The following is a 24,604-nucleotide window of genomic DNA, read 5'->3' as shown; positions in this document are numbered from 1 at the left end:
ACGCCGGTGTTTCCCCAGGTCAGAGCCGCAGTCCCGGGCCGAACGCGGGCTTGAATCACACGGATGTGACTCAAGCCACCGCGATCTTCATGCACCTGCCCGCAGTACCCCGGCGAGGTTCTTCTTTCCGCGCCGCAGCACCAGCCACCGTCCGTGCAGGTAGTCGCTGTCGGCGGGGGTCCACTCGAGGTCGGAGACGCGCTCGTTGTTCACCGAGGCCCCGCCTTCGTTCACCGCCCGGCGAGCAGCACCGCGACTTTCGCTCAGCCCGGTGGCGACGAGCAGATCGACGATCGTGCTCGGCTCCCCCGCCGCCAGCTCGGCCACCGCGGCTTCCCGCAACGCGGCACCCAGCGTCGGCTCATCCAGTTCGCGCAGTTCGCCGCGGCCGAACAAGGCCTGACTCGCCAACTGCACCGCGCGGGTGTTCGCCTCCCCGTGCACCAGCGTGGTCATCTCCGCGGCCAGCTTGCGCTGCGCTTCCCGCGCATGCGGGCGCTCGGCCGTGGCGACTTCGAGTTCGGCCAGTTCCTCGCGGGAGAGGAAGGTGAACCAGCGCAGGTACCGCAGCACGTCGGCGTCGGCGGTGTTCACGAAGTACTGGTACCAGGCGTAGGGGCTGGTCATCTCGGGATCGAGCCACAGGCTGCCGCCGCCGGTCGACTTGCCGAACTTCTTGCCGTCGGCCGAGGTCACCAGCGGAACGGTGAGCGCGTGCACCGCGGCACCGTCGACGCGGCGGTTCAGTTCGACGCCCGCGATGATGTTGCCCCACTGATCGGAACCGCCGACCTGCAACGTGCAGTCGTAGTTGCGACGCAGCTGCAAGTAGTCGTTGGCCTGCAACAGCATGTAGCTGAACTCGGTGTAGGAGATGCCCTCACCGTCGAGGCGGCGCTTGATGGTGTCGCGCGCCAGCATGACGTTGACCGAGAAGTGCTTGCCGATGTCGCGCAGGAAGTCGATGGTGGACAGCTGCCCGGTCCACTCCATGTTGTTGGCGAGCACCGCGCCCGTCGGCGAATCGTCCAGGTCGACGAACCGCTCGAGCTGCGAACGGATCCGGGTGGCCCACTCCTGCACGGTGTCGGTGGAGTTCATGGTGCGCTCGCCGACGTCGCGCGGGTCGCCGATGAGTCCGGTGGCGCCGCCGGCCAGCACGATCGGCCGGTTGCCCGCGCGCTGGAACCGCTTCAGCGCGAGCAACGGCACCAGATGTCCGGCGTGCAGGCTGGGCCCGGTGGGATCGAAACCGGCATAGACGGTCAACCGTCCCGCGTCCAGGGCCGCACGCAGCGCGTCCAGGTCGGTGGATTGCGCGATCAGTCCGCGCCAGGTCAATTCGTCGATGATGTCGCCGCTCACGCTGTCCCATCTTTCCGCACGGGTAATTGGTGGCTCGAGTGCGCCTCAGTGTGTCGGCTGTACCCGCCGCTGGTCGAGCGAATTACGCGCCTTGCCGAACTTCAGGACGCCTCGGCGCGCGGCGCTCGCGGACTGCGCCGGTAGGTGGAGACCGCGGGCGAGGACGGCAGCCAGAACCGCCACGGCAGGTCCGCGGCAGTGCTCACGCCGACCCGGGGACCGCTGGCGATCTCCTCGTCGAGGGCGCCGGCGAGTTCCAGCCGAATCGGCGCGGACGGTTCGAACAGCGGAGTTCCGTAGTCGTTCAAAGTGATGCCCAGCGCGCTGCCGAGATTGCCCGGCCCCTTCGCCAAATCGGCGTCGGTCCGCGCGGGCAGGCGCCGTGCGCGAGCCTCCTCGATTCCGGCGACCACCTCCCCCGACCTGATCAGCACCGCGCTCGCCGTTCCGTCCGGCCCGCTGGTCACGTTGATGCACATGTGCATGCCGTAGCTCAGGTACACGTACAGCACCCCCGCCGGACCGAACATCACCGCGTTGCGCTTGGTCCGCCCGCGCCCGGAATGCGACGCCTGGTCCGGCCACGGTCCGGCCGGATCACCCCCGTAAGCCTCGACTTCGACGATCCGGACGCCGACCGGCCCGGACCAGAGAGTGGCGCCCAGAACACGGCGGGCGGCGGCGGGCGGATCGACGTTCAGCTCATCGGCACACACGACCACCATTGTCCAAGACGGCTACGACAGGTTCCGCGCCGTCCCGCTGATCTACAGGTAGGAGCTGTGCTGACCACTGCGCAAGGTGATCAGGTCGTCGGCGATCACCGCGAGATAACCGACCGCGACCAGCGCCGCCAACTGCGCCCACGACACCCAGACGACGCCGATGGGCGTGGTCGCCGCGACGGCAGCGGCCGCGACCAACCGGATCCACGGCCGCGGCAACTTCAAGACCAGGCGGAAGAAGAACTGCCCGAGGAAATACAGGGCGACACCACCGGACAGCATGGTGACGATCAGCTGCGGCGTGATCTTCACCCCGGCCAATCCGGCGCCGATCGCGACGATGGACTCACCGATCGCGACGATCACGACCAAGCCGTGCCGCTCGCAGAAATGGCTCGCGCGGATGACGAACTCGCCGGTATCGGCGAGCCCGGTGCCGCCTAGAACGATCACGGACGGCAACGGCCGACCTCGGTGCGGGCGCGCCGGGTCATCCGACGAGGTCGGGACCCAGCGAAAGACCTTTGAGCTTGCCCGGATTCACCTGCAGTCGCAGGTTCTGGATGCGGCCGTCGACGATGTCGTAGGTGAAGGCCGCGACCGGGTGGCCACCGATCCGGGCCACTGCGCCGAGTTCACCGTTGAGGTAGGTGGGCTCGAGCTCGTAACCAGCGACGATCGGTTTGGCGAACACGCCGAGGGTCCAGCGGGCCACATGATCCGGACCGTGCAGAGGTCGTCGGGCCGCGGTCACCACACCGCCGCCGTCGGACCAGCAGGTCACGTCGGGGGCGAGCAGATCCATCAGCGCGTTGAGGTCACCGCCGGAACAGGCCGCCATGAACCGCGCGGTGATGTGATCGCGCTGATCCTTGTCGGTGTCGAAGCGTGGGCGGCGGGCCTGCACGTGAGCGCGGGCCCGGTGCGCGATCTGGCGGATGGTCGGTTCGGGTCGGTCGAGGGTGTCGGCGATCTCGGCGTGGGTGTAGCCGAACACCTCACGCAGCACCAGGACCGCGCGTTCGATCGGGCTCAGGGTTTCCAGCACCACCAGCATCGCGGTGGAGACGGTGTCGGCCAATTCGGTCTCCTCGGCGATGTTCGGCGTGGTGAGCAGCGGCTCGGGCAGCCAAGGGCCGACGTAGCTTTCGCGGGTGGCCCGGGCGGAGGTGAGTCGGTTCAGCGCCAGGTTGGTGACGGTGCGGACCAGGTAGGACTTGGGGTGCCGCACCGTCGTCTGATCGGTGTCGTGCCATTTGAGCCAGGTGTCCTGGAGGATGTCCTCCGCGTCGGTGACGGTGCCCAGCATCCGGTACGCGGTGGCGAACAGGAGTCGCCGGTGTTCGAGGAACGGATCTTGCGCGGGCGTCGGATTCACCATCGGGTCATGCTCCTCAATGAGGTTCCGCTTTGCCAAGCACCACCCGGTCCTGGGTGACGGCCTGACGGCCTGCCCTCAGCTTGACCGGGGGATTCATTCGCCTGCTGAGCCGGAACATCGGCAGTGGGCTGGCGCTGACCGATTCCTTGTAGACGGCCGCCAGGCGTCCGGTCAGGTAGAAACGTCCGGGGGTGTCGTCCGAGCGGGTGAACTGGATGACGCCGTCGTTGCGGCCGAGGCTGACCGGCTGGTGAAAGTAGCCGAAGCGGAACGGTTTCGGCTGCTTGCCGCGCAGCTGCCTGGTGATGGCCGCGGCGGTGTAGGCGGCCGTCGGCATGCCGCTCTGGCAGGTGCCGTGAATCTGGCCCCAGGGCAAGCGGATCGAGGCGGCGTCGCCGATGGCGCGGATCGTCGGATGCGAGACCGAGCGCAGGGTCTCGTCGACCACGATGCGGCCGCCCGCGTCGGTGTCGATGCCGGCCTGCGCGGCCAGTGGCGAGACGCGCACGCCGGTGGTCCACAGCGTCAGGTCGGCGGGAATCAGTGTGCCGTCGGCCAATTCGACGGCCTCGGGCAGCACCTTGGTGACGGCCTGGCCGATTTCGCGGGTGACGCCGAGGCGGTCCAGTGCGCGGTGCAGGTAGGCGCGGGCCTTCTCGCCCATCATGGCGCCGGGTTCGCCGTTGCTGATCAGCGTGACGCGCAATCCCGGGTGGTCGGCGGCGATTTCGGCCGCGGCCTCGATGCCGGTCAAGCCCGCACCGCAGACCGCGACTGTGCCGCCTTGGGCCGTAACGACATTCAGACGTTCTGCGAAGCGGTGTGCGGTTTTCGGATCGTTGAGGGTCCAGGCGTGGTCGGCGGCGCCGGGAACGATGCTGGTGTCGGTGCTGCTGCCGAGGGCATAGATCAATTCGTCGTAGGGCAGTGTCCTCGTTTCGTCGACCATGACCTGGTGGGCGGTCGGATCGATGGAAGTGACCCAGCCCTGGACGAATTCGACGCCGGTGCCGGTGAGGATGTCGGTGATGCGATGGTCGGGCAGTTCCTGGCCGGCGGCGATCTGGTGCATGCGGAGGCGTTCGGTGAATCGCGCCGACGGGTTGACCAGCGTGATCTGCATGTTCAGCGCACGGGTGCGGCGGGCTAACGTCATGGCGGTCAACAGGCCGGTGTAGCCGGCGCCGAGGATGACGATCCGGTGGTTCATGGGTTGCTCCAATGATCGGGTCACCCGAGTTGGTGACGACCATGGGACAAACAACCCCGTGCAGACGTGACAGGTAGGCGTTGTGACCTGAGTCACATGGGCTGTCAGCTCTTTCCCAATGCCTCAGCGCGGATCAACTGGAGCAGGCTGGGGTTGTCCGTTGTCGTCGCCACGCTGACGATCTTGCGCACGAACGTGTTGTCATCGAGCAGCCGGAGCATGGCGGCCGCCAGGTCGACCCGGGCGGTGTAGCGCTTGTCGGCATGGCCCTCGACCAGCAGGTAGTCGGTGACGGCGGGCAGTTCGTACAAGCCGCCCGAACGCACGATGGTCCAGTCGAGATCTGTTGCGACGAGCAGGGATTCCATCCGTCGCATGTCGTCGTACAGCGTTTTGCCCATCACCCGCGCGATGTAAGGCTGCAGCACGCGGTTGAACAGGAACCCGGCGTCGGTGAACGGCTGCGGATCCACGGCGCTCGACGACACCACGGCGATGCGTCGAATGTCGTTGCGGCGCATGGCGGCGACGATATTAGCGACGCCGACCGAGTAGGTGTCGATCGGCTCCTTGCCGTAGGGCACGCCCAGCGTGGAGAGCACCGCGTCGGCGCCCGCGACGGCGATGTGTACCGAATCCGCTTCCCGCACATCGCCACCGAAGACGGTCAGCCGGTCGTGGTCGATCGGGAAATCTTCGGGTCGGCGCGTGACCGCGACGACGTCATGACCGGCGGCGAGCGCCTGATCGGTCAGTAGGCGGCCGGTGGGTCCGTTGGCTCCGAAAACAGTGATGCGCATGGTGTTCCTTCTCGGGATATCGGTGCGGCGCCTGTTTGTCCGAGCGCCGTATCATATGAGGACCATATCAACTAATATGAGTCCCATACAATATGAAGGAGGTAACAGTGGCGGACGCTCGCCGTCATCGACGCTCGGCCAACGCGGTCAAGGAGTCGCTGCGCGACCTGAACACCCAGCTGTCGCTGCTCAACCGGCAGTTCGGCGGCAAGGTCGAACTCAAGGACGTCGATTGGACCTGCCTCGAACTGGTCGACCGGCACGGGCCGCTCAGCGCCAGCGCGCTCGCCAAACTCGCCGGGCTGCATCCCGCGACGATGACCGGCGTGCTCGACCGTCTGCAGCGCGGCGGCTGGATCACCCGCGAGCGCGACCCGGACGCGACCGACCGTCGCGCGGTCACCATTCGCGCCACCCGCGAGCGCAACACCGAGCTCTACCAGGTGCTTTCCGGCATGAACAGTCGCATGGACGAGCTGTGCGAGCAATACACCGAGTCCGAGCTCGCACTGATCGCGGACTTCCTGCGGCGTACCGCCGCGGCCGGACACGAGTCGGCCGCCGAACTCAGCGGCGAGTAATCCTGGTGTGGCGGGGCGGAAGTCAAGGGTCGAAATGGGGACGCTTCCGGATGTGACGGGGTGGGCTCGATTCCTACCGTCAGGAGATGGTTTCGGTTTCCCGGCCGCGCAGGTGGCGGCGGTTGTTCCTGATTCTCGCTGGGCTCGTCGCATTGCTCGGGCTTGCGATCGGCGGCTGTGTCCGCGTGGTGTACGTCAACGCAGTGGTGAACACTGTCGGCCGCGTGCAATTCGGCAACCAGCTCGCGATTCCGCCGTTGGCGCCGTCGACGGTGCGGCCGGATGGCACGCGCGAGTTCGAGCTCGAAATGCGCACGGGGGTTACCGAATTCCGGCCAGGACAGGCGACGGAGACCTGGGGGTTCAACGGAAACTACCTCGGGCCGACGCTACGGGCCCGGCGCGGCGAGCAGGTCGCGGTCACCGTTCGTAATCAGCTGCCCGAGGCGTCGACGGTGCACTGGCACGGGATGCATTTACCCGCGGTGATGGATGGTGGGCCGCACCAGATGGTGCAGGCGGGTGCCGCGTGGACGCCTCGGTGGACGATCGATCAACCTGCCGCGACGCTCTGGTATCACCCGCATCCGCACGGCGAGACCGAGAAGCATGTGCGGCGTGGGCTCGCGGGGATGTTCTTTCTCGACGACGAGCTATCCGAAAGTTTGCCGCTGCCAAGCACTTACGGCGTCGATGATCTGCCGATCATTGTGCAGGATGTGAAATTCCGTCGGGCCGAGCTCGATCTGTCGCATGCGATGTTCCGTGATGTCGGGTTTCTCGGGGATCAGACGATGGTCAACGGGACGCTGACGCCCTACCGCGAGGTCGGCGACGAGCTGATCCGGCTGCGCCTGCTCAATGCGTCCACCGCGCGGGTCTACACCTTCGGCTTCGACGACGAGCGTCAGTTCTCGCTCATCGCGACCGATGGCGGGTTGCTGGAAAGTCCGCTGGCGCTTGATCGTTTGCAGCTTTCACCGGGCGAGCGCGCCGAGATCGTGGTACGGGTGCGACCCGGTGAGCGAACGATGTTGCGCAGCAACAAACTCGACGCCGGATTGAACTTCTGGACTCAGCGTTTCGCCGGCGGTGACGACACTTTCGATATTCTCGAGCTTCGCGCCGCCGACACACTGCGCCCGTCACCGGAACTGCCTGCGGCCCTTGCCCGCCCGTCTACCCCCGACGGTTCGGACTCGGTCCAGGAACGCCGCTTCGACATCAATATGGCGGGCATCAACGGCAAGCCGATGGCCATGGACCGCATCGACCTGGCCGTCACGCGCGGCACGGCCGAGACGTGGATCGTGCACAACAACGACGGGATGCCGCACAACTTCCACATTCACGACGTGCAGTTCCGTGTGCTCGGGCGAAACGACGGCCCGCCGCCCGCGGAACTCACCGGACCGAAGGACACCGTTTTCATCCCGCCGAACAGCACCGTCCGGTTGGCGATGCGGTTCGACGGTCCCGCTGATCCGGACACCCCGTACATGTATCACTGCCATCTGCTGTGGCATGAGGATCAAGGGATGATGGGCCAATTCGTGGTGGTCGAAGCTGGCGGATCGGTGGGTGAACCACCGCGGCACGGGCATTGAGCGGCGGATCAGCCGCTCACATCACTGGACACGCCGCAATCGAACATGCAGGTCTTGCCCTTGTCGCGCGCTCGCGCTAAATTCATCACACAGTGAATTCAACACTCGATGAATTGAGGCGACCATGTCGCAAACCACCTCATCAACCGCTGTCGAGGTCCGGAACCTGACGGTGCGGCGCGGCGGACGGGAAGTTCTGCACGATGTCTCCTTGACGATTCCGCGCGGGTCGATCACCGGATTGCTCGGTCCGTCGGGGTGCGGGAAGACGACGCTGATGCGGAGCATCGTCGGCACCCAGATCGTGCAGTCCGGGGAGATCTCGGCGCTGGGCCGACCGGCCGGGGCGGCGGAGCTCAGGCGGCGCATCGGTTATGTCACGCAGGCGCCGAGCATCTACTCCGACATCAGCGTGCACGAGAACGTGGCGTATTTCGCCGCACTCTACGGGCGTGAGCGCAGCGCCGTCGACGAGGCAATCAATGCTGTCGGGCTCACCGAACACGCGCATCAACGCGGTGACGAACTGTCCGGTGGACAGAAGACCCGTGCCTCGCTGGCCTGCGCCCTGGTCGCTCAGCCCGAGCTCTTGGTGCTCGACGAGCCGACGGTCGGGCTGGATCCCGTGCTGCGCGTGGACCTTTGGAAGCAGTTTCACGAATTGGCCGCCGGTGGCACCACTTTGGTTGTGTCCAGCCACGTGATGGACGAGGCCGAGCACTGCGACCGGCTGCTGCTGATGCGCGACGGTCATCTGCTCGCCCAGCTGAGCCCCGACGAACTGCGCGCCGAAACCGGTGAGGACAACCTCGAACGAGCGTTCCTCACGCTGATCACCACGGGTCGCGCGGCATGAGCGCCGACCCGTCCCGAGACCGCAACGCATCGTCGAACACCAGGCAGGAACCATGACCAGCACACTCGAGCCCGCCACCCGGCGGACGCCCACCCTCCGCACCTACGTCGCGACGACCACCCGCATTCTGCGCCAGCTGCGCAACGATCACCGCACCGTCGCGATGATCCTGGTGGTCCCCGCGCTGCTGATGACGTTGCTGTACTTCATCTATCGCGACACCCCGACCAACCCGCTGAATCCGGTGTCGCTGTTCGATCGCGTCGGCATCAGCATGCTCGGCATCCTGCCGTTCATCGTGATGTTCCTGATCACCGCCATCGCCATGCAGCGCGAACGCACCTCGGGCACGCTGGAGCGGTTGCTCACCACGCCACTGGCGAAACTCGACCTGCTCGGCGGCTACGGCACGGCGTTCTCGTTGGCCGCGGCGGCGCAGGCTGCGGTCGCCTGCCTGGTGTCGTTCGGCCTCCTCGGGCTCGACTCGGCCGGTAACCCTGGCTGGGTGGTGCTGATCGCGGTGGTCGACGCGGTGTGTGGTGTCGCGCTCGGCCTGCTGGCAAGTGCGTTCGCGCGCACCGAGTTTCAGGCGGTGCAGTTCATGCCGGTGGTCGTAGCGCCACAGATCTTCCTGTGCGGCTTGCTCGTTCCGCGCGGCGAGCTGCCCGGCTGGTTGGAGGCGATCAGCAATGTGCTGCCGTTGAGCTACGCCGTCGATGCGCTGCAACAGGTTTCGGTGCATCCGGATGCCACCGGTGCGATGTGGCGCGACCTGGCAGTCGTCGCCGGGTTCGCGATCGTCGCGCTGTGCCTGGGCGCGGCGACGCTACGGCGGCGCACACCGTGACGGCGACCAACGGATCACCCGGCGAGGATCGTCCGGCCCGCTCGGGACGCAGGCCAGGACAGTCCGGTGCGCGCGAGGCGATCCTGGCGGCGGCGCGAGCGCGGTTCTCGGAGGCGGGCTTCGACAAGACGTCCATCCGCGCCGTCGCCTCCGACGCGGGAGTCGATCCCGCCTTGGTACACCACTACTTCGGCACCAAACAGGAACTGTTCGGCGCGGTAGTCCAGTTACCGGTCAGCCCCGAACTCACCCTGTCCGCCGTCGACGCCGCCCCACTCGACCAACTCGGCGAAACCATCCTGCGTTCGGTACTCGGCGTCTGGGACTCCCCCGCAGGCCCCGGCATCGTCGCGATGGTCCGCAGCATCATCGCCGGCGGAGACGTCTCGCTGGCACGCTCGTTCATCCTCGAGGTCGTCCTCGAACGCGTCCGCCAACGCATCGCCACCCCCCACGACGACGGCCGCCTCCGCGTAGCCCTCGTCGGCTCCCAAATGATCGGAGTCCTGATGGCCCGCAAAATCGTCGCCATCGAACCCATGGCCTCCCCCCCCGCCGAAGACCTCATCACCGCCATAGCCCCCACCCTCCAGCGCNCCCGCACTTTCTCTATACACACCCGCCACCACCGCAGTCCCACCCCTAACCCTTCGTCGGCAGCGTCAAATGTGTATAAGAGCCCACCCTCCAGCGCTACCTCACCGGCGAAATAACCACTCCCCCAACCGAACAGCCGGGCTCAGCCTGACCGGGACATGGTGGCAAGAGCACCGAGAGGCCCGCCACCATTTCCCGTCTCACCCGGGAGGCTGCGCCCAACGGGACATGATGGCGCCAAACATCGAGTACGCCCACCGTCAGGTCCCACTCGCGAACTCCGTGTGCGCCGAAGGGGACATGGTGGCAAGAACGCCGAAGGAGCTTGCCCTCACGTCCCGCTCGGCAACACCTCGACCCAGGTGATGCGCCGAAGGGGACGTAACGGCGGGGAACATCTAGTGGACCCGCCCTCTTGTCCCGCTCGACAACGCTGGCCGTTGATGCCCGCGCTGGGCGGGACATGGGGGTTGGGAACGGCAGATGGGTCCGCCGTTATGTCCGGTGGAGGGTCAGGCTTCTACTGGCTGTTCGATGAAGTCGGCGTGTTCGGCGTCGGTGGCGTCGCGGGCCTCGTCGATGAGCAGCACGGGGATGCCGTTGTCGATGGGGTAGGCGCGGCGTAGGCGGGGGTTGTAGAGGACGGGGCCCTCGGGGGCGCGGACCAGTAGTAGCGGGCCCTTGTCCTGGGGGCAGGCGAGCAGGCTCAGCAGGGTGGCGTCCAAGGTGTGCTCCGGCATGACCGAAAACCTACCCGACGGCGTGGTCTGCTTCGACCTGCGGTCGGCGGCGGAACGAGATGTGGCGGTGGCCGAAGTAGCTAGCGAAGGCGACCAGGCCCATCACCACGACGGCGGCGGGCTTGTCGGGGAAGTGCCAGACCGAGACGGCGAGCTCGAGCAGTGCCATATTCAGCAGCAGGCCACCGGAATTGACGGCGACGAAGCGCAGGAAGTCGCGCAGCAGGTGTCCGCGCACCCGGAATACCAGGGTGCGATGCAGCACGAACGCGATGACGATGCTGACGGCGTAGGCGGCCGCCACCGCGACCGACGGCGGCACGTTGTCGCCGAGCACCGCGAGCCAGACCACGGTCAGCCCGATGCCCAACGCGGTATTGAACCCGCCGACGGCCGCGAACGCGACCTCCTGCCGCTGCACCAAACGCAGCAGCGGTCCAGGCTTCGCCTGCTCGGCGGTACTGAGATCGACGGCAATCGGATCACTGCTCAGCACAGCGCGCCCGCTCTGCCCATCGCAGTCGTCCAACGAAGCCGCGCCGCGAGTCGCCGTAGACGCGACCCCGTCGGCGCCCGCGGACACCTCACTTCGCTCATCGTTGAATTCCATCAGGTGCCCACCTCCAGTCGCGCCAGGCACTCTATCGCCCCGCCCCGCCGGCCGATCGACGGGCGCACCGATCGCGCCTCAGAACTTGCTCGCGCTGGCAACGCCGCACCCGATATGAGCGCTTCGTGTCCGCCGAATCCCCTCCCAGCACACCGCTGGCCCACGCGCCCGAGACTGCGCCGCACGCGGCGGGTTCACCCGGACCAACGTGTCGCGGCCACCGAATTGAGCGCGAGCGCGGTAGGCATTCCCATCGACCGCGAAACACACGTCCACCAGTCGGCCTGGCACAACGACTGCCCGACCTCAGTGCGTTGAGTTCACGATCAAGCTGCGCCGTCAGACTTGGCGTCTACGCAATCGAACTGCGCCGTCAGCTCTTCACGTCCACCAGATCAGCCTCTGGCGAACTCGGCTCACCCGGATCGGTGTCAACCGACGCATCCACCCCATCACCGCGACGCCGGTTCCGCAGGAACACCCACTGCAACACCCCGACCCCGAGCAGCCCGAGCAACGCTGCCGCCGCGCCGATCTGCCAGCCGGGTGGCTGCCAGCTCAATTCCAGGTCACCATTCTTCGTCCCGGCCGGGATATCTACCGCGACAAACGTTTTCGCGACGAGTCGGGTGGGGATCTCGCGGCCGTTCAGGGTGGCGTGGTAGCCGGGCCAGCCGAGGCGGGCGAAGACGACTTGGCCGCCGTTGTCGGAGTTCACCCGGACGCGGCTGGCCGTATCCGATTCCGAGACCGAGGTGGCGGTGCTGCCGGTGGTGGCGGCGATGCGTCCGTTGCGGGTGGAGATCAATCCGTCCACTCGTTCCAGCACGGAGATGGTTTGTTCGTGGCCGGGGTAGTCGACCCACTTCCAGCCGTCGGGGGCGGGCTGGTTGCGGGCGTCGGGGTAGAGCCTGCGCTGCAGGACCACTCGGTCGACTTTCATCAGGTCGACGATGGTCCGCCCGGTGGTCGGTTCGACCGCCAAGGCCCGGCGGTAGGCGTCGGGGCACACGCTGGTATCCCAGAGCATGCACAACATCTCGCCGAACCAGAAGTGTCCGTTGGGGGTGTAGCCGCTGACGTAGGTCAGCTCCAGATCCTTGGCGTAGTTGCCGAAGACGAGCGAACCGTAGGCGCCCTGCAAATTCTTCTCGGCAGGCGGGATGGGCCCGCGGTCGGCGAGTTGCAGTGTGGTGCCGGGGAAGTCGGGGAAGGCGGCCTTCATGTCCGAGCGCTTCTCCGGCAGATTCCAGCTCATCGGTGTCGGCTGCACCGCTCGCACCTGGATGTAGGCGATCGGGGCCACCGCGACCAGCGTCAGCACGCAGGCCGCGACCATCCCCCTGGTCCGGCCGAGCCACACCACCGCGGCACCGAGCGCGGCCACCGAAAGTGCCGCCAGCACATGCCAACCCAGCTCTTGCGGCGCGGCGGAGAACGAGCGCACGAACAACAAGGCGATCAGCACCCCGGCGGCGATCCCGCGCCGCCGCCAGCCGTCGAAGGTCGCGTACCGCCCCAACAGCACACAGACGAGCACCAACAGCCCGAGCGCCACCATCGGCAGCACCCGCGCGGGCCAGCGCAACGGGCCGATGGTCCCCGGCCCCGCCGTCCACATCAGCGCCATGATCGCGAACAGCGCGATCGCGGTGAATTCCCGCCAATTCTCCCGCGCCTTACGCCAATCGATAAAGGCGAGCGCCGGAATCAAGAACCAAGCGATGTAGACCACCGGCATCGGCTGCACATAACCCCACCAGGAGTTGTAGGCAGGCAACGTGCTCGGCAGACTCGCGTTGAGCGACTCCGACCACGGCACGGTCAGGAACTGGTCGTTGTTGATCTGCGCGGTGCCCCGCCAGGTCACCTTCGCCGACAACATGCTCGGCAGATAGGTCGCCAGACCTGCCAGCGCCGCACCGGCGGCCGCCGCGAGCAACCGCAGCGACGGCCCCCACTTGTGTTGGTAGACAACCTCTCCGACGGCCACCGCGCCGATCATCAGACCGGCCTCGACCGCCGGAAAGATGTACTGCACCGAGATGGCCAGATACAGGAAGACAAAAGTCGGGATCGGCCCGCTGCGCCCCCGCGCATAACGAACACCGGAGGCCCACGCGTGCGCCAGCCACGCCGTGCCGACGAACGCGGTGTACCAACTGGCTTCGTCGAAGAACAACAGCCAGCCGGTGAACGGAATCGAGATGCCCGCCACCGCAGCCCACGGCGCGGATGACCCGTATTCCAAACAGATCCGGTACACCCCGAGCCCGAGCACGATCGCGAAGATCAGCTTGACGACGGTGGCGTAGAGCGCGACGTTGTCCACCGACGGCGCGATCAGATCGATCAGCAGCTGCGGCGGATTGAGCAGCCCCGCCTCTTCGATGGTGTAGTTACCCGCCATCCAGTGCTCAGGGATCATCGCCGGGAACTTGCCGTCCCGCAGGCGATTTCCGAGCATCACCCACAGCGGGGCGTACTGCGACTCGGTGTCGTCGGTGTAGAAGTGCCGGGCGTTGGCCAGCAGCACGGCCACATATCCGGCCAGCACACCGAGCGCCGTTATGCAGCCCCACTTGTACACGTCCCGCCGGGCGAGGGCGTTGCTTTCCACCACGAGTCCCAGACCCTACCCGGCGGCGGGCTGCGCCTTGGCACGCCGCCGCGACCGCACGTACAGCCACTGCAGCACACCGGTGCCCACCACTCCGGCGGCCAGCGTGGCGATGCCGATCTTCCAGCCGGGCGGGCGCCAGGTCAGCACCAGCTCGGCGTTCTGCGTACCGGCGGGAACATCTACGGCGACAAAGGATTTCGCCACCGTGGTGATCGGAATCTGCCTGCCGTCGATGGTGACGCGGTAGCCGGGCCAGCCGAGCCGGGCGAACACCACCCGCCCACCGTTCGGCGAGCTGACCCGCACCCGGCTGGTGGTGTCGGTCTCCGAGATCGACGTCGCGGTCACGTTCTTGGCGTCCGCAACCCGGCCGTTCACCGTGGAGATCGGTCCGTCCGCTCGTTCGAGCACCGAGATGTACTTCTCGTGCCCCGGATAGTCGACCCACTTCCAGCCGTCCGGCGCGGGCTGGTTGCGCGCGTCCGGGAACAGAGCGCGTTGCAGCACCACCCGATCCAGCTTCATCAGATCGGCCAGGGTGCGCCCCGTGCTTGCTTCCGGTGCGAACATGCGCCGGAACGCGTCCGGGCAGACGCTGCTGTCCCACCGCATGCACAGCAGCTCACCGAAGTAGAAGTGACCGGTCGGGGTGTAGCCGTTGACGTAGGACAGCTCGAGCGACTTGGCGTAGTTGCCGAAAACCAGCGAACCGTACGCGCCTTCGAGACTGTTGTCCCCCGGTTGCAGCAGTCCGCGCTCAGCGAGCTGCAGCGTGGTCCCAGGGAAATCCGGGAACGCGGCCTTGGCCTCGGAGCGGTTGGTCGGCAAGTTCCACGTCATCGGAGTCGGCTGCGCGGCCTGCACCTGGAAGAACGCGATCGGGAACATCGCCACGATCACCAGCACACAGGCCGCCGCGATCCCCTTGATCCGGTCCACCCAGAGCACCGCGGCGCCGAGCGCGACGATCGCCACGGCCGCCAGCACATGCCAGACAACGTCGTGCGGATCGGCGGAGAACGACCGCACCCACAGCAGCAGCACCAGCACGCCGGCGGCGATACCGCGATTCTTCAGGTCCCTGGTCGTGCCGTAGCGCCCGAGCAACACGCACACCAGCACCAGCAGCCCGATGGCCAGCATCGGCAGCACCCGCACCGGCCAGCGCAGCGGACCGATCGAACCCGGCCCGGCCGCCCACATCAGCATCATCGTCGCGAAGAACGCGACACCCGAGAGCTCCCGCCAGCTGTCCTTGGCCCGGCCCCAATCGATGAAGGCGAGCGCCGGAATCAGGAACCAGGCGATATAGGTGACCGGCATCGGCTGCACATACCCCCACCAGGAGGTGAACGCGGGCAGCGAGCTCGGCAGGCTGGCATTCAACGACTCCGACCACGGCACCGTGAGGAACTGGTCGTTGTTGATCTCCATGGTGCCGCGCCAGGTCACCTTCGCCGACAGCATGCTCGGCAGGAAGGTCAGCAGCCCCGCGAGCCCGGCACAGGCCCCGACCACCGCGAGCCGCGCGACCGGCCACCATTTGCGTTGGTAGACAACCTCACCCACCGCGACCGCGAGCAGCATCAACGCCGCCTCGACCGCCGGGAAGATGTACTGGGTGGAGATCGTCAGATAGAGGAAGACGAAAACCGGGATCGGCCCGCCCTGACCGCGCGTGTAGCGCACCGACGACGCCCACGCGTGTACCAGCCACGCGGTGCCGGTGAGCGCGGTCATCCAGCTGGCCTCGTCGAAGAACAGGAAGAACCCGGACAGCGGGAACGCGACACCGGCCACCGCCGACCACGCGGGCCGGCCACCGTAGGCGAGGCAGATGCGGTAGACGCCCAGTGCGGCGATGATCGCGAAGATCAGTTTGACGACGGTGGCGTACAGCGCCATGTTGTCGACGGACGGCGCGATCAGGTCGATCAGCAGCTGCGGCGGGTTGAACAGGCCCGCGTCGTCCATCGTGTTGTTGCCCGACATCCACCGCTCGGGCACCAGCACCGGGAAGGTGCCGTCGCGCAGGGCATCGCCGAGGCCGACCCACAATCCGGTGTACTGCGACTCGGTGTCGTCGGTGTAGAAGTGCCTGGCGTTGGCGAGCAGCACCGCGAGGTAGCCGAGGACCACGCCGACGGCGGTGACCAGTCCCCAGCGGTAGACGTCCCGGCGGGCCGCGCGGGCCCCCTCCGGCACATCCGGACGGGCGGCCCCGGCAGGCGACGCCTCGGCGACCTCGCTCGAGTCACCCCTCGTGACCTCGGCGGACCCCGGTCGCGTCACCCTCGACACTGCACTATCCGTCACGAGTTCCAAACCCTACACAGCAGTGTGGCGCTTGGCATCCGGCCGCCGACGCGTCGATGATGGGGGGATGCGCCGACCCGGAATCCGAAACCCGCACCATGCTAGAGTTCTGGGCGGCTCGGGCCCTGCTGTCCAGCGGGGAGTACCGGCACGCACCGTCATCGAAAGTCGATCCAGCTGATGCCGATTCCCTCCACCCGCACGCCCCGCCCCGCCGCGGTCACCTCGAACGGCGGGCCGTCCCGGCCGCATGCCGTGTCCGTGGTCGTGCCGATCTATCGCGGCGAGGACACCATCGGCGGGCTCGTCGCCGAACTGCACGAGCTCACCCGCCCCACCGAGACGCCGGGCGGCGCCACCTTCCAGATCGACGAGATCATCCTGGTGCACGACCGTGGCCCGGACCGCTCCGATGTGGTGCTGCAGGAACTCGAGCGGACCTACCCCGAGGTGCGCACCATCTGGTTGAGCCGCAACTTCGGCCAGGACGCCGCGACGATCGCCGGCATGTCGGCGGCGGGCGGCGACTGGATCGTCACCATGGACGAGGACGGCCAGCACGACCCCCGGTTCATCGGCAGCTTCCTCGACGCCGCGCTGACCGAGCGCGCCGAGCTGGTCTACTCCAAGCCGAGCAACACCCGCCCGCACGGCTTCCTGCGCAACCTCACCTCGCGCGGCGCGAAGCTGGTGCTCGCGACGGTGTTCGCGTTCCCCGACTCCACCCGCTTCGAGAGCTACCGGCTGATCCGCGGCGCCATCGGGCGTCAGCTCGCCGACGTCGCCTCCAACGGCGTGTATCTCGACGTCGCGCTGACCTGGGTGGTGGGTTCGGTCGCGCAGGTGCCGGTGGTGCTGCGCGCCGAGGGCCGCGAGGACTCCGGCTACAACTACCGCCGCCTGTTCTCGCTGTTCTGGAAGATGGTGCTGTGCAGCGGAACTCGCGGCCTGCGCCTGGTCAGCCTGCTGGGTGTGACGCTGGCGCTCTGCGGCGTCGTGATGGCGGGCGTCATCGTGTACGAGGCGCTGACCACCGACAATTGGGCGCCCGAAGGTTGGGCCTCGATGATCGTGGTGCTGCTGTTGGTGGCCGGCGCTATCTTGTTCTCACTCGGCCTGATCGCCGAATACCTCGGGGTGGCGTTGCATATCCTCGTGGGTAAGCCGCTCTATCTGACCGTCGATTCACCGACGCCGCGCCCGCTGGCCGCGGCCGGACCGGGGCAGGACCGGGAACTGACCACGACTACCAAGGGGACCGACCGGGTTGAGCACTGACCGCATCATCTTCAGCCGTCCGTTCCGGTCGCCGCGCGAACTGGCCAACCTCGGCGCCGTGCTCGGCTCCGACCACAGCCACGGCGACGGACCGTTCACCGCGGCGGCCACCACGAAGCTGAAGATGATCACCGGCGCCCCGCACGCGCTGCTGACCACCTCGTGCACCTCCGCCCTGGAGATGGCGGGCCTGCTGCTGGAACTGGGCCCCGACGACGAGGTGATCGTTCCGAGCTTCGCGTTCACCTCCACCGCGACCGCCATGGCGTTGCGCGGGGCCACCTGTGTCTTCGCCGACATCGATCTCGACACCGGCAACCTGGACCCCGAGTCGGTGGCGGCCGCGGTCACCCCACGGACCAAGGCCGTGGTGGTCATCCACTACGGTGGCGTCGCCGCCGACATGGAACAGCTACTGGCTCTGGCCAATACGCACGGCTTCGCCATCGTGGAGGACAACGCGCACGGCCTCGGCGGCCGGTGGCGCGGGCGCCCGCTCGGCACCCTGGGCAGCCTCGGCACGCTCAGCTTCCACGACACCAAGAACGTGCACTGCGGCGAGGGCGGCGCGCTGCTGCTCACCGACGAGATCCTGATGGCGCGCGCGGAGATCATCCGGGAGAAGGGCACCGACCGGGCCCGCTTCCTGCGCGGCGCGGTGGACAAGTACTCCTGGCAGGACATCGGCTCCAGTTACCTGCCCAGCGAGTTGAACGCGGCGGTGCTCGACGCGCAACTCGACGAGTTCGATACGATCCAGGCCGGCCGGCACCGGGTGTGGGACGCCTACGCCGCCGGATTGCCGGAATGGGCCGCCCGCAACGACGTTCGGCTGATGACCGTGCCCGCCGACCGCGAGCACACCGCGCACCTGTACTACCTGCGCACACCCACCGAGGAACGCCGCGACGACCTGATCGCGCACCTGCGGGCCCGCAATATCGTGGCGCCGTTCCACTATGTGCCGCTGGACTCCAGCCCGGCCGGATTGAAGCTGGGCCGCACACCGCGCCCGTGCGTGCGCAGCGCCGAGTTCTCGGGAACCGTTGTGCGCCTGCCGTTGTGGCCGGATCTCACCGACGAGCAGGTCGGTCGCGTGGTCGAAGCGGTCACCGACTTCACCGTCTGAGGATCGCTCGCGACGGGTGCGCGGTCCTAGCTTCGGTGCAACGCTCAGGCGTCGAGCCTGGATGTCATGCGCGGTCGCGCCTTTCGCCGCAACGCTCAGGCGTCGAGTACGTACAACTTCTCCCGGCCGCCCGCGATCAGCGACTGGCGCACCACCCGCGACTCGTACTTGCGGAACAACTCGTCCAGCGTCTCCTCGGTGAACCGATGCGCCTGCGCGCCGTCCCCCGCATTGGTGAACCGCTGACCGATCGCGGCGAGCACCCGGTTGTCGCTGCTGGCGATATTGCGCACCGGTTCGGCGATGATCACCTGTTTGCGAGCCGCCGTCAGCATGCGATCGAGCACCGGCGCGGCCTCGGGCAGGAAGTGATAGAGGCTGGCCTGCATCACCAGATAGTCCGCCTCGGGCAGCGGGGTGTCGGAGTTCAGGTTCCAGACCATGCCGCGCCCGCCCGCCTCGGTGAGCTGGGCGACGAACTTGTCGTTGCGATCCAGCCCGGTGTAGTCGACGGACTTGTCGCGCAGATAGCGGGTGTACAAAGTCGCCGGCCCGCAGCACAAATCGACCACACTCGCGCCATCGGGCACGAGCGCCTCGATCGCGCGGTACCGCGCCGTGTAGTGCCGGCCGTACAGCGCGCGAATAAGCAGCTCGTACACGGTGGCGTTGCGGTAGATAAGGCTCGTACGCACCAAGGACCCCTGAAAATCGGACAGCAACGTCAGCGCTGGATGCTACGGCGCGGGCGCTCGGCGCGCGCGACCGGGTCGAGCCGCCGCACCCGGTGAATGCGGCGGCTCGGCAACTGGATTCGTCGTCTCAGCTGTCGCCGAGGAGGGTGGGCGCGTCGTCCTCGGTGAGAATTTCGTAGGCGTCGGACGCCCGGTTGTACCACCACGTGTCGGGGCCAGGCTGCGGACGACCCGCCGCCTGCACCGCCCGGGTGGACGGCCGGTAGGAGGAGCTGCGCGGAATCTCCTCCACCACGTAGACCAGATCGGGTCGCTGGGCCGGATCAAGGGCCCGCAGCGCTTCGGTCACGTCCTTGGGCTCCAACCGGAAACCTTTGCGCACGCTGACCGCGGCAACGGCAATGCAGTGCTCACCGACCTCCAGTCCGTACGCGACCTCCAAGTCGACCGCGGTGATGTCGTTCAGGACATCGACGATCGGCTGCCCGAACACCGGTCCCCGCGGTGTGCGGATCACAGTGTCCTTGCGGTCGATCAGCCAGTAGTCGCCGTCGCTGTCGCGGCGGAACAGGTTCTCCGTCGGCATCCACGAGTCACCGGGCGCGAACACCCCGCGCAACCCGCCCGCCGAGATGTCCACCCCGTCGGACGCCTTGCCGAGCAGCAGCCCGACCTCGTTGTCTGCGCAACGCCGGGCGTAACCCGAGTCGTCGACCAGGATCTGCTCGGTGATCGGGTCGTAGCCGACCAGCTCCACCCTGGCGGTGCCCGGCACCGGCCTGCCCTTGCAGCCGCGCTTGACGCCCTTCACGTTGGCCAGCACCACGTCGCCCTCGATGGAGGCGTAGAACTCCAGCACCCTGGCCGGATCGAACTGCTCGGTGGTGCGCCGCCACAGCCCTGCGGGCATGCCCGAGCCGATGAACAGCCGGATCGGGTGCCGGTGCCCGACCGGGAACACCTCGGCGTCGAGGATGTCGCGCAGCATCGTCCAGGTGTAGGTGACCACGGTGACCCCGTAGCGGTGCACCTCCTCGGCGAACTGCGCCGGATCCAGCGAACGCGCCAGCGCGATCCGGCTGCCGCCCGCGATCGCGCCGCCGAGGCTCACCAGCAGGCCGGACGAATGATGCAGCGGCGCAAGGCAATACACCGTGTCCCTGCGATTCAGATCGGCAGTGGTCGCGGTACCGAAGGCGGACAGCGCCCAGCGGTGGTTGGTGATGTATTTGGTTTCCAGCCGGTCACCGGTGCCGGTGACGAGCACGAACGCCAGCTCGCGCGCCAAGCCGGGATCGGGCCGGTACCAAGCCGGCAGTTTCACCTGCGCCGGATCGATCTGCTCGAGGTCGATCACCTGATCGCTCAACGGAATATCGAGCCGACGGGTGTCGCCGCCGCCGAGCACCAGCACCCGCGCGCCGACGGTCGAGGCGTGCCGCAGGTTCTCCGGATCGGTGACGACCGTGTCGACGCCGGTGATCTCCAGCGCGCGGGCGAGCTCGCTGCCCGGGGCGAGCAGCACCGCCACCGCGCCGAGCCGGGACAGCGCGGCGACCGTGGCCAGCGCGCTCGGCCGGGTCTCCATGATCACGCCGACCCGCATCGCGGGCCGGATACCGACCGAGATGAGCCCACGCACCACATTGTCGATGCGGACGTTGACCGCGGCGTTGGTGTGCACCCGATCCTCGAACAGGAACAGGTCCTTCAGTGGTGCGCGCCTGCCCTGCTCGGCGATCAACCGTCCCAGCGAAATACGGGTGTGCGGCTGAATCATGCCGAGCCGGGTCAGTCGCGGCAGCGCCCGCGCGGCCTCACCGGCCAGCTCGACCGAACCGCGAACGGTATTGCTGGCAATGCCTTCCAGCGCCTTGCCGACGCCCGCGCCCGCCTCGGCCAGGGTCGCGGCGGTGTGCACCACCCGGGTGGCCGCCGACCGCGGCCGGTTGCTGTCGACGTGCTCGGCCATCGGGTGGATCTCCGGCGGCAGCGGCTTGTCGCGTTCGAGCCAATCGACCCACTGGCGCACCAGCGGCCAGGTGTGGTTGGTCGCCGTGCTGCCCGCCACCAGGCCGAAATGCCCGGCGACCAGGGTCGCCTCGTACACCTCCGCGTTCGGCGCGGCCCGCACGATGCCGCGCACCGCGGCGGGCTGGCCGATGTCGTCGACCTCGCCCACGAACGCCAGGATCGGGCACTTCAACTCGGCGAGGGATACCGGCTGATCGCGAATCACGAAGCCGCCCAGCATCAATCGGTTGTGCGCGACGAACTGCTTGAGCAGATCCGCGGCGGCCGGACCCGCGTAACCGACCCAGCCGTCGCTGTTGAGGAACCGGCGCTGACGCTCCTTGGGCAGCAACGCCTCCCGGTCGTGCAGCTGCCGCAGGAAGTCGAACCTGGCCTTGGCGGTCTTCATCGGGTCGAGCAGCTGAAAGCCGATGCGCACCATGGAATCGGTGATCGGCAGCCGGGTGACCACGTGATCGGCCAGGAAGTCGGCGACCTCGGACACCATCCCGTAGGGCAGCCCGAACGGCATGCCCGCGACCACGTCGACCGGGCTGCCGAACGTCACGATGCTCTGCACGCCCTTGCCGAACCGGTAGGCGGCGACCTGGTAGGCGAACATGCCGCCCTGCGAATAACCCATCAGGTGCACGGCGCTGCCGGTCGCCTCGGTCACCGCGTCGATCGCGCTGCTGACCGCGAGCACATGGTCGGCGAGGTCACGCTCCCAGCCGCCCTCTTCACTGGCGGGCGAGCCGAAATCGACGACCCCGCAATCGATTCCGCCGCGCTGCAGGATGCCGACGGCGCCGTCCTCGACGTTCACGTCCCAGATGTCGGCGTTCACCATGAGCGGTGGCACGAGCAGCGCGACCGGACGGCCCGGAGTCGGGTCGTCGGGGAAGTAGTGCCGCAGCCGGTACATCCGCCTTCTCTCGACCACCTCGAACGGGGACGACTCGACGTCATGGGTCAACCCGCCGAAACGGATGACCTCCAGGCCGTTCTGCGCGGTTGCCATCAACCGCTGCGCCGATCCGACCAAATCCTTCGCACTGAACTTCAAGATCGCTCCTGGCCCTACCCTAGAACGTTGACCCTCATCATTCGCGTACCCGACCGAAGGGATAGCCCGCCGGCTCCCGACAAGTACGCCGATGTGTTTGCACAGAGCTTCCCACACCGTGTGTCCATTATGTGTCCGCTGTGACACGATCCATGCACGTCGGCCGGGGTCAGCGCCCGATTCCGCACAAATTTTCGACGCCACGAACAGGTTTGGATCGAACTCGAATTGCCATACGCGCAATCGTCGGAATGCCGAGTCCGCGGAATTTCGGTCACCGTCGAGCAGCTCCATGGCATCGCCGCCGCGCAAAATAGCTAGCCGGCAGCGAGCTGTCCGCTGTTCTGCGATTCCGGGCCGAAAGTTATGTCCCGGCTATTCGATCGGCGGCATGTCGTAACCATCCGCTCGGGCATCTCGTCGTTCCGCTGCACGCGACCCGCCAACCGTCCTACCATCGGTGCCAGCTCCGAACATGCTGTCGCGTAGACCATTTCGCCGGGTTTGCGGGCATTGCGCCCGCGTCGTTTTGTGCAGAAGTAACTGACGCCGAATAACCATCGACCTTTGTCGAGGCCCGGTCGGTCTCGCCTGTCGACCGCTGCGTGGATCACCAGAAACAGACACTGCCGCTTTGAGAGAGGGTGTACCGGCATGACCATTCTCGAGCACGTGACCGACCTCACCGCCACCACCGTCCCGCACTGGGCGCCGCAGCCGAAAGCCGAGCTGGCGTGGGGTGCCGAGCGACCGTTCCGGACCGTGGACCAGGAGGGTTGCCGCAGCTACCCGCTGATCGCCGCCGATAAGGTGGAGAGGTGACCGAGACACTGGAGCACCCGATCACCGACCGCGAGGCCCTGCCCGTCGAACTCGTCGACGACGCCGGACACGCGATCGGCACGTGCCCGGTGTCGCAGGCCCATCAGGCGCCCGGACAGCTGCATCGCGCGTTCTCGGTGCTGCTGTTCGACGACACCGGCCGCGTGCTGTTGCAGCAGCGCGCCGCGGTGAAAACACGCTTCCCGTCGCAGTGGGCCAACACCTGCTGCGGCCATCCCGCACCCGGCGAACCCGTCACGGCGGCCGCCGCGGTCCGCCTCGCCGAGGAGATGGGGCTCGCCACGACCCTGGCCGAGGTGGGCGTCTACCGGTATCACGCCGAGGACGCGACGACCGGGCGCGTCGAGTTCGAATGGGACCACGTGCTGGTCGGGCTGCTCAGCGCCGGTTCGCCGCACCCGGATCCGGACGAGGTCGCCGATTACGCCTGGATCGAGCCGGAGGCCTTGCGCGACGCGATGGCCGACGATCCGGACGCTTACACGCCGTGGCTGGCCGGCGTGCTCGAGGTCGCCGAACGGGCGCTCACAGAACGGTAGTCGCGCTGAGCCGTCCGACACCGGTGCGCACCCCGGGTCCGAGGCAGTCGCCGATCATCGCCGGGGTCATCTCGTAGTCGGCGGTGATCAGGACGCGACCGCCCTGGCCGAGGCCGTCGACGACGTCCAGCGTTCCGGTCGTCGGCTGCTGCATCGTCACCGGCCACGGTCCCGACAGCCTGCTCGTCGCGCCGTTGGACCAGAGCACGTCGACGGTGATCGGGCCGTCGGCCGGGCGCAGGCAGTCGGAGGTGGCGAGGTGGGTGCCGGTGAAGGTGCCGCCGGTGATGCCCTCGGGGCCGCCCGTGCAGTCGCGGAGCACGCCCACAGAGGTGAAGGTGAGCACGTGCGGGGTCATGTCGATCGCGCCGTCCACCGCGGTCCAGCGGAAGTCGCCGTTCGCGCACCGGCCCGAAGGCGGTAACGCGGATGCGGCCGGGATTTCGAAGGGGACGAGCAATACGGCGGACAGCGCCGCTGTGCCGGCAATTTTCCCGAGCATCGACACCTTTTCTCGCGGACGGTTTTCCGAACGACCGGTGCGGCGTCGGAATGCGGACGTGCAGGAACAGGTGGAGCAAGATGAGAATCCCATCCCGTCCTTGCTGTTTTGTGCCGACACGCTCGGGACCGAAGACGGCGAGGTGGCGGTGACTACATATTTAGATGCGCATATCTAAGTAAGAGCATGTGAAGCAAACACTGAGAAAAATCAAAGGAAGGGCACAGGCTATGACCAGGTCCGCCTTGCATGGTGGGAGACGTCAGAGATTCTCTCCGGAC

General features: G+C 67.4%; 22 protein-coding genes. 9 read left to right on the top strand and 13 right to left on the bottom strand.

Annotated elements, in window-relative coordinates:
* Window positions 1-87 precede the first annotated feature (87 nt).
* The 6 genes from tyrS to DBO33_RS13865 all read right to left on the bottom strand — a co-directional run bounded on the left by tyrS (window position 88) and on the right by DBO33_RS13865 (window position 5,481).
* Complete coding sequence (tyrS, locus tag DBO33_RS13890) at window positions 88-1,365, bottom strand: tyrosine--tRNA ligase (protein WP_107655402.1); 1,278 nt, start codon at window positions 1,363-1,365, stop codon at window positions 88-90.
* A gap of 101 nt (window positions 1,366-1,466) precedes the next feature.
* On the bottom strand, window positions 1,467-2,090 hold the full coding sequence (locus DBO33_RS13885) for a DNA-3-methyladenine glycosylase (protein WP_107655401.1): 624 nt from the start codon (window positions 2,088-2,090) through the stop codon (window positions 1,467-1,469).
* A 42-nt stretch (window positions 2,091-2,132) separates the two neighbouring features.
* On the bottom strand, window positions 2,133-2,543 hold the full coding sequence (locus DBO33_RS13880) for a low temperature requirement protein A (protein ID WP_325050799.1): 411 nt from the start codon (window positions 2,541-2,543) through the stop codon (window positions 2,133-2,135).
* Between the two features lie 37 nt (window positions 2,544-2,580).
* Complete coding sequence (locus tag DBO33_RS13875; RefSeq protein ID WP_107655400.1) at window positions 2,581-3,471, bottom strand: RNA polymerase sigma-70 factor; 891 nt, start codon at window positions 3,469-3,471, stop codon at window positions 2,581-2,583.
* Between the two features lie 13 nt (window positions 3,472-3,484).
* Window positions 3,485-4,681 carry an NAD(P)/FAD-dependent oxidoreductase gene (locus DBO33_RS13870; RefSeq protein WP_107655399.1) on the bottom strand — a complete coding sequence of 399 codons (1,197 nt, stop codon included), beginning with the start codon at window positions 4,679-4,681 and terminating at the stop codon, window positions 3,485-3,487.
* Between the two features lie 104 nt (window positions 4,682-4,785).
* Complete coding sequence (locus DBO33_RS13865; protein WP_107655398.1) at window positions 4,786-5,481, bottom strand: NAD(P)-dependent oxidoreductase; 696 nt, start codon at window positions 5,479-5,481, stop codon at window positions 4,786-4,788.
* Between the two features lie 107 nt (window positions 5,482-5,588).
* On the opposite strand from DBO33_RS13865, the gene DBO33_RS13860 reads away from it, so the two are divergent.
* The 5 genes from DBO33_RS13860 (at window position 5,589) to DBO33_RS13840 (ending at window position 10,085) form a co-directional block, all read left to right on the top strand.
* Complete coding sequence (locus DBO33_RS13860; protein WP_234390828.1) at window positions 5,589-6,062, top strand: MarR family winged helix-turn-helix transcriptional regulator; 474 nt, start codon at window positions 5,589-5,591, stop codon at window positions 6,060-6,062.
* 86 nt (window positions 6,063-6,148) lie between these two features.
* Entirely contained in the window at window positions 6,149-7,669 is a 1,521-nt protein-coding gene (locus DBO33_RS13855; protein WP_107655396.1) for a multicopper oxidase family protein, read from the top strand.
* Between the two features lie 124 nt (window positions 7,670-7,793).
* On the top strand, window positions 7,794-8,525 hold the full coding sequence (locus DBO33_RS13850; protein WP_107655395.1) for an ABC transporter ATP-binding protein: 732 nt from the start codon (window positions 7,794-7,796) through the stop codon (window positions 8,523-8,525).
* Window positions 8,526-8,577: 52 nt separating this feature from the next.
* On the top strand, window positions 8,578-9,372 hold the full coding sequence (locus DBO33_RS13845) for an ABC transporter permease (protein WP_107655394.1): 795 nt from the start codon (window positions 8,578-8,580) through the stop codon (window positions 9,370-9,372).
* The gene (locus DBO33_RS13840; protein ID WP_456093878.1) at window positions 9,288-10,085 is read left to right on the top strand and encodes a TetR/AcrR family transcriptional regulator; all 798 of its coding nucleotides are present in this window, start codon (window positions 9,288-9,290) and stop codon (window positions 10,083-10,085) included. The genes DBO33_RS13845 and DBO33_RS13840 overlap by 85 nt, the downstream gene beginning before the upstream one ends.
* 396 nt (window positions 10,086-10,481) lie before the next feature.
* On the opposite strand, the gene DBO33_RS13835 is transcribed toward DBO33_RS13840, so the two are convergent.
* The 4 genes from DBO33_RS13835 to DBO33_RS13820 all read right to left on the bottom strand — a co-directional run bounded on the left by DBO33_RS13835 (window position 10,482) and on the right by DBO33_RS13820 (window position 16,081).
* The gene (locus DBO33_RS13835; RefSeq protein ID WP_107655393.1) at window positions 10,482-10,709 is read right to left on the bottom strand and encodes a Trm112 family protein; all 228 of its coding nucleotides are present in this window, start codon (window positions 10,707-10,709) and stop codon (window positions 10,482-10,484) included.
* Between the two features lie 10 nt (window positions 10,710-10,719).
* Window positions 10,720-11,319 (bottom strand): GtrA family protein, encoded by a 600-nt coding sequence (locus DBO33_RS13830; RefSeq protein ID WP_107655392.1) that lies wholly within the window; start codon window positions 11,317-11,319, stop codon window positions 10,720-10,722.
* Window positions 11,320-11,692: 373 nt separating this feature from the next.
* Window positions 11,693-13,939: a hypothetical protein gene (locus DBO33_RS13825; RefSeq protein ID WP_107660251.1), complete on the bottom strand. Its 2,247-nt coding sequence runs from the start codon at window positions 13,937-13,939 to the stop codon at window positions 11,693-11,695.
* 15 nt (window positions 13,940-13,954) lie between these two features.
* A complete protein-coding gene (locus DBO33_RS13820; RefSeq protein ID WP_234391364.1) occupies window positions 13,955-16,081 on the bottom strand; it encodes a hypothetical protein in 2,127 nt (708 codons plus the stop codon).
* Window positions 16,082-16,438: 357 nt separating this feature from the next.
* On the opposite strand from DBO33_RS13820, the gene DBO33_RS13815 reads away from it, so the two are divergent.
* Together DBO33_RS13815 and rffA are read left to right on the top strand one after the other, a co-directional pair.
* Window positions 16,439-17,536 carry a glycosyltransferase gene (locus DBO33_RS13815; protein ID WP_107655391.1) on the top strand — a complete coding sequence of 366 codons (1,098 nt, stop codon included), beginning with the start codon at window positions 16,439-16,441 and terminating at the stop codon, window positions 17,534-17,536.
* Entirely contained in the window at window positions 17,526-18,665 is a 1,140-nt protein-coding gene (gene rffA, locus DBO33_RS13810) for a dTDP-4-amino-4,6-dideoxygalactose transaminase (protein ID WP_107655390.1), read from the top strand. Before DBO33_RS13815 ends, rffA begins: the two co-directional genes overlap by 11 nt.
* Before the next feature lie 95 nt (window positions 18,666-18,760).
* Here the strand turns inward: rffA and DBO33_RS13805 are convergent, their stop codons facing one another.
* Together DBO33_RS13805 and DBO33_RS13800 are read right to left on the bottom strand one after the other, a co-directional pair.
* Window positions 18,761-19,360 carry a class I SAM-dependent methyltransferase gene (locus DBO33_RS13805; RefSeq protein ID WP_107660249.1) on the bottom strand — a complete coding sequence of 200 codons (600 nt, stop codon included), beginning with the start codon at window positions 19,358-19,360 and terminating at the stop codon, window positions 18,761-18,763.
* A 127-nt stretch (window positions 19,361-19,487) separates the two neighbouring features.
* A complete protein-coding gene (locus tag DBO33_RS13800) occupies window positions 19,488-22,439 on the bottom strand; it encodes an acyl-CoA synthetase (protein ID WP_107655389.1) in 2,952 nt (983 codons plus the stop codon).
* Between the two features lie 654 nt (window positions 22,440-23,093).
* Here DBO33_RS13800 and DBO33_RS42765 point away from each other — a divergent pair.
* Window positions 23,094-23,261, top strand: coding sequence for a hypothetical protein (locus tag DBO33_RS42765; protein WP_159080243.1), 168 nt, complete (start codon window positions 23,094-23,096; stop codon window positions 23,259-23,261).
* A complete protein-coding gene (gene idi / locus DBO33_RS13795) occupies window positions 23,258-23,821 on the top strand; it encodes an isopentenyl-diphosphate Delta-isomerase (RefSeq protein ID WP_199856605.1) in 564 nt (187 codons plus the stop codon). Before DBO33_RS42765 ends, idi begins: the two co-directional genes overlap by 4 nt.
* Here idi and DBO33_RS13790 read toward each other — a convergent pair.
* Window positions 23,808-24,323, bottom strand: a complete 516-nt coding sequence (locus DBO33_RS13790) for a hypothetical protein (protein WP_107655388.1) — start codon at window positions 24,321-24,323, stop codon at window positions 23,808-23,810. The two genes, idi and DBO33_RS13790, sit on opposite strands and share 14 nt — an antisense overlap.
* Window positions 24,324-24,604: the final 281 nt, after the last annotated feature.

Origin of the sequence: Nocardia suismassiliense (assembly GCF_900269665.1) — a bacterium.
Taxonomy (GTDB): Bacteria; Actinomycetota; Actinomycetes; order Mycobacteriales; family Mycobacteriaceae; genus Nocardia; species Nocardia suismassiliense.
Note: the sequence above shows the minus strand (reverse complement) of the source record. Positions and strands in the feature narration are given on the sequence as shown.